The organism is Streptomyces sp. NPDC058307 (genome assembly GCF_042880295.1).
In the GTDB taxonomy this organism is placed as follows: Bacteria; Actinomycetota; Actinomycetes; order Streptomycetales; family Streptomycetaceae; genus Streptomyces.
The window spans coordinates 108,704-115,703 of record NZ_JBHVYZ010000015.1; the positions used below are offsets into that span (position 1 = coordinate 108,704).

The 7,000-nt window shown below is 68.5% G+C and carries 10 protein-coding genes and 1 pseudogene; 8 read left to right on the forward strand and 3 right to left on the reverse strand.

The annotated features are described in order from the left end of the window. Positions 1 to 240 precede the first annotated feature (240 nt). The 4 genes from ACFVYN_RS13995 to ACFVYN_RS14010 all read left to right on the forward strand — a co-directional run bounded on the left by ACFVYN_RS13995 (position 241) and on the right by ACFVYN_RS14010 (position 2,486). Positions 241 to 588: a YbaB/EbfC family nucleoid-associated protein gene (locus ACFVYN_RS13995; protein ID WP_200690759.1), complete on the forward strand. Its 348-nt coding sequence runs from the start codon at positions 241 to 243 to the stop codon at positions 586 to 588. Between the two features lie 95 nt (positions 589 to 683). Then, positions 684 to 1,283, forward strand: coding sequence for a recombination mediator RecR (gene recR / locus ACFVYN_RS14000; RefSeq protein WP_351419838.1), 600 nt, complete (start codon positions 684 to 686; stop codon positions 1,281 to 1,283). Continuing rightward, the gene (locus ACFVYN_RS14005) at positions 1,276 to 1,929 is read left to right on the forward strand and encodes a DUF5063 domain-containing protein (RefSeq protein ID WP_389997224.1); all 654 of its coding nucleotides are present in this window, start codon (positions 1,276 to 1,278) and stop codon (positions 1,927 to 1,929) included. The genes recR and ACFVYN_RS14005 overlap by 8 nt, the downstream gene beginning before the upstream one ends. A gap of 140 nt (positions 1,930 to 2,069) precedes the next feature. Then, positions 2,070 to 2,486 (forward strand): SsgA family sporulation/cell division regulator, encoded by a 417-nt coding sequence (locus tag ACFVYN_RS14010; RefSeq protein ID WP_389997226.1) that lies wholly within the window; start codon positions 2,070 to 2,072, stop codon positions 2,484 to 2,486. 108 nt (positions 2,487 to 2,594) lie between these two features. On the opposite strand, the gene ACFVYN_RS14015 is transcribed toward ACFVYN_RS14010, so the two are convergent. After that, entirely contained in the window at positions 2,595 to 3,023 is a 429-nt protein-coding gene (locus ACFVYN_RS14015) for a hypothetical protein (protein ID WP_389997228.1), read from the reverse strand. A 78-nt stretch (positions 3,024 to 3,101) separates the two neighbouring features. Between ACFVYN_RS14015 and ACFVYN_RS14020 the strand changes: the two genes are divergently transcribed. Both ACFVYN_RS14020 and ACFVYN_RS14025 read left to right on the forward strand, forming a co-directional pair. Continuing rightward, a complete protein-coding gene (locus tag ACFVYN_RS14020; protein WP_389997230.1) occupies positions 3,102 to 3,896 on the forward strand; it encodes a helix-turn-helix domain-containing protein in 795 nt (264 codons plus the stop codon). Beyond that, positions 3,893 to 4,078 (forward strand): DUF397 domain-containing protein, encoded by a 186-nt coding sequence (locus ACFVYN_RS14025; protein WP_389997232.1) that lies wholly within the window; start codon positions 3,893 to 3,895, stop codon positions 4,076 to 4,078. The genes ACFVYN_RS14020 and ACFVYN_RS14025 overlap by 4 nt, the downstream gene beginning before the upstream one ends. A gap of 484 nt (positions 4,079 to 4,562) precedes the next feature. Here ACFVYN_RS14025 and ACFVYN_RS14030 read toward each other — a convergent pair. After that, positions 4,563 to 4,892, reverse strand: a pseudogene (locus tag ACFVYN_RS14030) (sulfite exporter TauE/SafE family protein); the annotation flags it as partial. Positions 4,893 to 5,018: 126 nt separating this feature from the next. On the opposite strand from ACFVYN_RS14030, the gene ACFVYN_RS14035 reads away from it, so the two are divergent. Next, positions 5,019 to 5,210 (forward strand): hypothetical protein, encoded by a 192-nt coding sequence (locus tag ACFVYN_RS14035; protein ID WP_389997234.1) that lies wholly within the window; start codon positions 5,019 to 5,021, stop codon positions 5,208 to 5,210. Positions 5,211 to 5,322: 112 nt separating this feature from the next. Next, positions 5,323 to 5,823, forward strand: coding sequence for an SgcJ/EcaC family oxidoreductase (locus ACFVYN_RS14040; protein ID WP_389997235.1), 501 nt, complete (start codon positions 5,323 to 5,325; stop codon positions 5,821 to 5,823). Here the strand turns inward: ACFVYN_RS14040 and ACFVYN_RS14045 are convergent. Next, positions 5,789 to 7,000, reverse strand: a 1,212-nt coding sequence (locus ACFVYN_RS14045; RefSeq protein ID WP_389997237.1) for a sensor histidine kinase, incomplete at its 5' end; no start/stop codon positions are given. The genes ACFVYN_RS14040 and ACFVYN_RS14045 overlap by 35 nt on opposite strands.

The following is a 7,000-nucleotide window of genomic DNA, read 5'->3' on the forward strand; positions in this document are numbered from 1 at the left end:
CGGCGCTCCCTACTGATCGGTCACCCTGCGTGACGCCTGATGCTGATGTGCGGGGATCCTTCCTACCGCCCAATGGGTGGCGAAGGGGGTGCTTTGGTCGCTTTTCCGCTCGGAAGAGGGCCTTGATCAGGTATAGGACTCCAGGTCGACTCACTCGAAAGAGTGCTGGGGCGACGGCCACGTGGAACACGTAGGCTCGTCTCAGACGGAAGAGCAAGGCGGAAAGCACAGGAGCTGATCGTGATCCCCGGTGGTGGCCAGCCCAACATGCAGCAGCTGCTCCAGCAGGCCCAGAAGATGCAGCAGGACCTGGCGAACGCGCAGGAGGAACTCGCCCGGACCGAGGTCGACGGCCAGGCCGGCGGCGGTCTGGTGAAGGCCACCGTCACCGGCGCCGGGGAGCTGCGCGCGCTGAAGATCGACCCGAAGGCCGTGGACCCCGACGACACCGAGACCCTCGCCGACCTGATCGTGGCGGCGGTCCAGGCGGCCAACGAGAACGCCCAGACCCTCCAGCAGCAGAAGCTCGGCCCGCTGGCTCAGGGCCTCGGCGGTGGCGGCAGCGGTATCCCCGGGCTGCCTTTCTAGGAGGAGGCCCGTCTTTCACGGTGCCCGTCTTTCTTTGGCGGGCATCGGCCAACTAGCGTACGTATCGCAAGGAACCCAGGAAGGACGGCAGTCCGTTGTACGAAGGCGTGGTCCAGGACCTCATCGACGAACTGGGGCGGCTGCCCGGCGTCGGTCCCAAGAGCGCGCAGCGGATCGCCTTCCACATCCTCCAGGCGGAGCCGACGGACGTCCGGCGTCTCGCGCAGTGTCTGATGGAGGTCAAGGCGAAGGTCCGCTTCTGCGCGACCTGCGGCAATGTCGCGCAGGAAGAACTGTGCAACATCTGCCGCGACCCCCGCCGCGACCTCACCGTCATCTGCGTGGTGGAGGAGCCGAAGGACGTGGTCGCGATCGAGCGCACCCGTGAGTTCCGCGGCAAGTACCACGTCCTGGGCGGCGCGATCAGCCCCATCGAGGGTGTCGGTCCCGACGACCTGCGGATACGAGAACTTCTCGCGCGGCTGGCCGACGGGACGGTCACGGAGCTGATCCTGGCCACCGATCCGAACCTGGAGGGCGAGGCCACAGCGACGTACCTCGCCCGCATGATCAAGCCCATGGGCCTCAAGGTCACCCGCCTGGCCAGCGGCCTCCCGGTGGGTGGCGACCTGGAATACGCGGACGAGGTGACCCTCGGCCGCGCCTTCGAGGGGAGACGACTCCTAGATGTCTGACGCCACACTGCACGCGACGGACCCCGACGACTTCGCGGTCCAGATCGCCGACCAGGTCGAGAGCTTCCTGGTGGCCGTCATGGAGGTGGCGAAGGGCGACGAACCCGACTCGGCCGTCCCCTTCCTGCTCCTGGAGGTCTCCCAGCTCCTGCTGGCCGGCGGCCGTCTGGGCGCCCACGAGGACATCGTCCCCGACGAGCGCTACGAGCCCGACACGGGCCCGGACGCCGACGTGGACGACCTGCGCGAGAACCTGGCCCGGCTCCTTGAGCCGATCGACGTCTACTCCGAGGTCTTCGACCCCTACGAGCCCCGCAAGGCCCCGGTGCCGGCCCGGATCTCCGACGACCTGACCGACGTCATCACCGACCTGCGCCACGGCATGGCCCACTACCGCGCGGGCCGCACCTCGGAGGCGCTGTGGTGGTGGCAGTTCTCGTACTTCTCCAACTGGGGTTCCACGGCGTCCGCGACCCTGCGCGCCCTCCAGTCGATCGTGGCCCACGTCCGCCTGAACCAGCCCCTCGCGGAACTGGACGGCCTCGACACCGACCAGTCGATCGGCGACGAGACGCTGGAGTTCGAGGCGGGCAAGGTGATGGTGGAGGAGATCGCGGGCCCGCTGGGCCTGCAGTCCCCGAAGTAGCTCCTCGTAGCCCTTCGTAGCTCCTGTGTGACACGAGTCATACGAGCCGGCTTCTCGAACGGCGTCATACGCGGGCACTGGTGTGGTCTCACCACAAACGGCCACACCAGGCCCGCGCCCCCGCCGACTTGGAGCTCCTCGTGCATGTCACCCTCCAGCAGCCGACAGGCGCCCGCCTGGTCACGGCCACGGGCCAGGAGCTCGCGATCCCCGCGACCCTGCGCTACACCTCCGCCGAACCGCCGGCTGTGCACATCGACTTCCCGCCCCATGTCACGCTCGACGGCGAGGCCACGACGTGGACATTCGCCCGCGCCCTGCTGGGAGAGGGCCTGCGAGGTCCGGCCGGCCTCGGCAATGTCCGCGTCCGCCCGGCCGGTCCGGGCCACACGTACGTGGAGTTCCACGCCGCGCAGGGGGTCGCCGTCCTCGGCTTTCCCACCGCCGACCTGACCCGCTTCCTGGCCCGCACCTACACGGTCGTCGCCCCGGACGAGGAGACGGTGGGCGCGGAACTGGACCAGGGGCTGGTGGCGTTGTTCGGGGGGCGGGTGTGATCGGCGCCGGCACCCGGGGCCTCCCCGCATGGGCCACCCAGAGAGATCGCGGCGAGATCCATGACCTACGGACCATGCGCGAGTACGCCCGTGCTCTGGGCGCCCGGATCAGGGGGACGCGGGCCGCGCGGGTGCGGCGTTCGTGACCACGCAGTTCAGGAGTCCGGCGTCGACAAACGGGGCAGTCGGCGTCGGCTCGCTGTACCAGCGCAAGGGCCAGGTGTTCCCGTCCAGCGCGGGAATCCCGATGTACGTGACAGCACGTGAGCCCCGCTCACCGAAGCGCTGCACGCCAAGGGGCCAGCGGTGCCTGCGCACTTCGCCCGGCGCCAGCAGGAAGTACATCCACCGGTACCCGGTCACCTCGCACACGACGGGCCCCGCGTCTCCGTCGGCGGCCTCGATGAGCTGAGCCGCGGCCAGCTCCCCGCGTACCCCCTCGATCCGCACTGCGTCGAAGTGCACTCCCGCGAGACGGAGTTGGTGACCCGAGGCGGGGACCCAGTCGAAGGGGTCGATTGCGTTCGTCATGGTCACACGGTGGCGGTCGTGCGGCTACGCTCGGTAGTGACTGAGGTGATACACGCCGGTGTGTATCGGTCGGAGGTGCGTGCTGTGTCCCAGACGCCGGTGAACTGGCGCTACGGCGGCAACCAGATGAAGCGGTGGCGCATCAAGGCCAACGTGACCCGCGAGGAGCTGGCCGCCGCGTCCAATTACTCCCCGGACACGATCAAGTCCATGGAACAGGGCGTACGGATGCCGACGCCTCGCGTGCTGGACGTGGCCGACGAGTTGTGCCGGGCGGAGGGGTTGCTGAGCGCGGCCAAGGAGTATCTGCAGCGGGAGAGGTTTCCGGCGCGGGCGCAGGACTTCATGGAGCGGGAGAAGGAGGCGATCAGTCTCTGGTCCTACGAAGCCATGTACATCCCAGGTCTGTTGCAGACGAAGGGCTACGCGCGGGCGCTCATCGAGAACCACGTTCCCACCCTTGACGAGGAGATGGTGGAGCAGCGGATTGCGGCGCGCATGGACAGGCAATCCATCGTCAGCGGACCGAAGCCTCCGGTGGGCCTGAGCTTCGTCCTCTACGAGGCGGTGCTGCGAGTGCCTCAGGTGGACGCGGAACAGTTGCGTCTCCTGCTGGAGGTGTCCAGCCTGCGGAACGTCGTATTGCAGGTGCTGCCGTTCGAACGGGCCATCCCTGTCGCCTTCATGGGGCCCATGGTGTTGCTGGAGACCCGTGACCACGAGCGGTTCGCCTTCTCGGAAGGCCCGTTCGCCAGCGATCTTTCGGGCGACCCGAACGTTGTCAATCGAGTGTCCGAGCGACTTAGCATGATCCGCACGCAGGCGCTCAGCCCCGCTGAGTCGGCCTGCTTAATCGAGGGGATGGTGGATCAGCAGTGAGCGGCGACCAGTTGAAGTGGTTCAAGTCGAGCTACAGCGACTCCGAGGGCGGCAACTGCGTCGAAGCCGCGTTCGCCACCCGCATCCACATCCGTGACTCCAAGCTCACCGTGAGCCCCGAGCTGACCCTCACCGCCCCCGCCTGGAAGGCGTTCATCTCCGCAGTTCAGCCCGGAGCTTGAGCCTCGGGCTTCGAGCTCCTCCATGGGGTTTTCTGGGCTTTGGTCTGGTTGAAAATCCAACCCGCTCTAGGTTCGCGGCAAACGACCAAATAGTTCGGCCCCGGTCGGTGCGCCAACACCGGCTCCGGGGCCTGACCTACAGATCGAAAGCGACTCGATCGTGGCGTGGCCTAGTGCCGCCCTGCCGTCCCCGTCCCACCCATGGCCAAAACGGGTTACGGAAAACGCACCGCCGGTGACGAAGACCCGCACGCGGACCCGGACTTCGCACACCTGAGCCCCCGTGACCGCGAGATCGCCGTCTTCGTCGACCACCTCGAAGAGGGCCACGCGATGGGCTACAAGGCGATCGCCGCCTCACACCCGGTGTACGGCCAGCAGGCCGTCCGCAGCTCACTGGGGCGGATCACCCTCGCCGGCCACCTGCGCTGGATCAAGGAGCACATCACCGTCGAGGACGCCTCGATGCGGTGGGTCACGCGCACGCGCCTGCGAACAGGGCGCCCCGGGTGCCGCGCAGTGCGGTCGCCCGCGCGCCCCGCATCACGAGCAGCACCGCCACCGTCACCAGTCCGCCCATGGTCAACAGGAGCCAGGGCTCGGGGAGTCGGCGGGTCGTCCATGTGCCCACGGGGACCGTGCAGGCCGCTGCCAGGCAGAAGGGAAGCATCGCGCGGGGGCGTACCAGGCGCCATCCGCCCGCCAGGCCGATCAGGCAGATAACCCCGGCCGCGCAGTTGGCGAGGAGTACGCCTTGCGCCGGACCGAGGAGCAGGACCAGGGTCGGCACGGACACCAGCGCGAAGTACGTCATCCGTCACCGGGATGGTGTACCGCACTACACCACGAGTCCGGGAGAGCACCCCCTCGTGACGGCCCCCGGGACACGGGATCGTTGATCTCACCAGGTCAACCGCCTCGTACCGAAGGAAAAACCGCCATGAAGGCCTTGCTCTCCTCCACCCCCGTCCTCTGGTTCCTCTTCCTCTTCAACCTCGCCGTCGCCGCTGCCGCGCCGTTCCTCGTGGACGGGACCCAGGGCGTCATGACCGCCGCCGGGATGGGCGTGGTGTCGCTCGGCGCCGGGGTCGGGCTGCTGCGCGGACAGCGACCGAGCGGGCACCGTGCGTGAGTTGGGCGTTTGCTGTCCCTGCCCTGTATCTGGGCTGCACGGGCCCTAACCAGCGCAAAGAGAGGCTGGAGTCACTTCACAGCACAGCCTCTCAACCGCACTGGAGACAGCGATGAACCGTCGGTCCATAACCAAGCGCGCAGCCATCGTCACCGCGACTGCGATCGTCGCCGTGGGAACCGTCGGTACCGTCGTCGCCACCGCCGGGCCGGACGCCGCGAAGCAGCCCACCAAGAAGGAGATCGCGGGCCTGTTCACCACCTGGAACGCGGCCCTGAAGACCGGTGACCCCGACAAGGTGGCGAGCCTGTACGCCAAGGACGCGGTCCTGCTGCCCACCGTCTCCAACAAGGTCAGAACCAACCACGCGGAGATCGTCGACTACTTCGAGCACTTCCTCCCGAACAAGCCGGTCGGCAAGAAGGTCCGGACGATCGTCAAGGTCCTCGACACGAACTCCGCGATCGACACCGGCGTCTACGAGTTCACGCTCACCGACCCGAAGACCGGCGCCAAGCGCCTCGTGGAGGCCCGCTACACGTACGAGTACGAGAAGCGGAACGGCGTCTGGAAGATCGTCAACCACCACTCCTCGGCGATGCCCGAAGGCTGATCTCCACCTTCAGCCCGCCCCCCGGCGCGTCCGTCAGCGTCACCGTCCCGCCGTCGTCGGTCACCAGCTGCTTGACGACGGCGAGGCCGAGACCCGAGCCGGAGCGTCCGGTCAGGCCCTGACCGCGCCAGAAGCGGTCGAAGGCACGGGACTTGTCGGCATCGGACATGCCGGGTCCCTCGTCAAGGACCGACAGCACCACCGTGTCCGCCCGGGACTCGACCTCGACGGTGATCCGTCCGCCGTCGGGCGAGACCTCCAGGGCGTTCGAGAGCACGTTGTCCAGCACCTGGTCGAGATGACCGGGGCCGGCCAACACAGACGGCCGGTCGTCGACAACACTCCCCCTGAGCGCGATGGTGACTCCGCGCTCGTCGGCGGCCGGCCTCCACACCGTCAACCGCTCGTCCACGATGTCCCTGAGCGGCAACGGCTCCGCGGCGGCCACCTTCGCCTCCGCCCGCGCCAGCACCAGCAGGCCGTTGACCAGGCGGCTCATCCGGACCACCTCCGCCGTCGCCAGCTCCACGTCCTCCCGGACGAACTCGTCGTCCACCGCGTCCGCGATGTTGTCCAGCGACAGGCGCAACGCGGTGAGAGGCGTACGGAGTTGGTGCGAGGCGTCGGCCACGAAGATGCGCTGCGAGGCCACCAGCGTGTCCAGGCGTTCGGCGCCCTGGTTCAGGGTGCGGGCGAGTGTCTGCGTCTCCGGCGGCCCCGTCACCGGGGAGCGCGCGGTCAGGTCGCCGTCGCTGAACTTGCTGGCCATGGAGTTGAGTTCGCGCAGCGGGGCGGTGATCCGGCGGGCGGCGTAGGCGCCGATCGCGGCGGCCGCCGCGAGGACCAGCACGGCGAGCCCGGCCCGGAAGCCCCAGATCTGCCAGAGCCGTCTGGTCATGTCCGAGGTCGAGTAGACGATCCGCACGGCCGCGTCGTCCTTCGCGGGGACGGTGACCGTCAGATGCCTGCCCCAGACGAAGTCGGAACCCCAGTCGGTGGTCGACTCGTCGTTCGCCACGGCCCGCTTCAGCGCCGCGTCCGCGGCGGGGACCGGCAGCTTGGGGTCGCAGCGCGCGGTGGGGGTCGCCTCGACGTCGCCGTAGGCCCTGGCCACCTCGGTCAGGGCCTCGCACGAGGTGCTGCTGCCGTTGCTCAGCAGCAGCGCCATGGTGTTCGC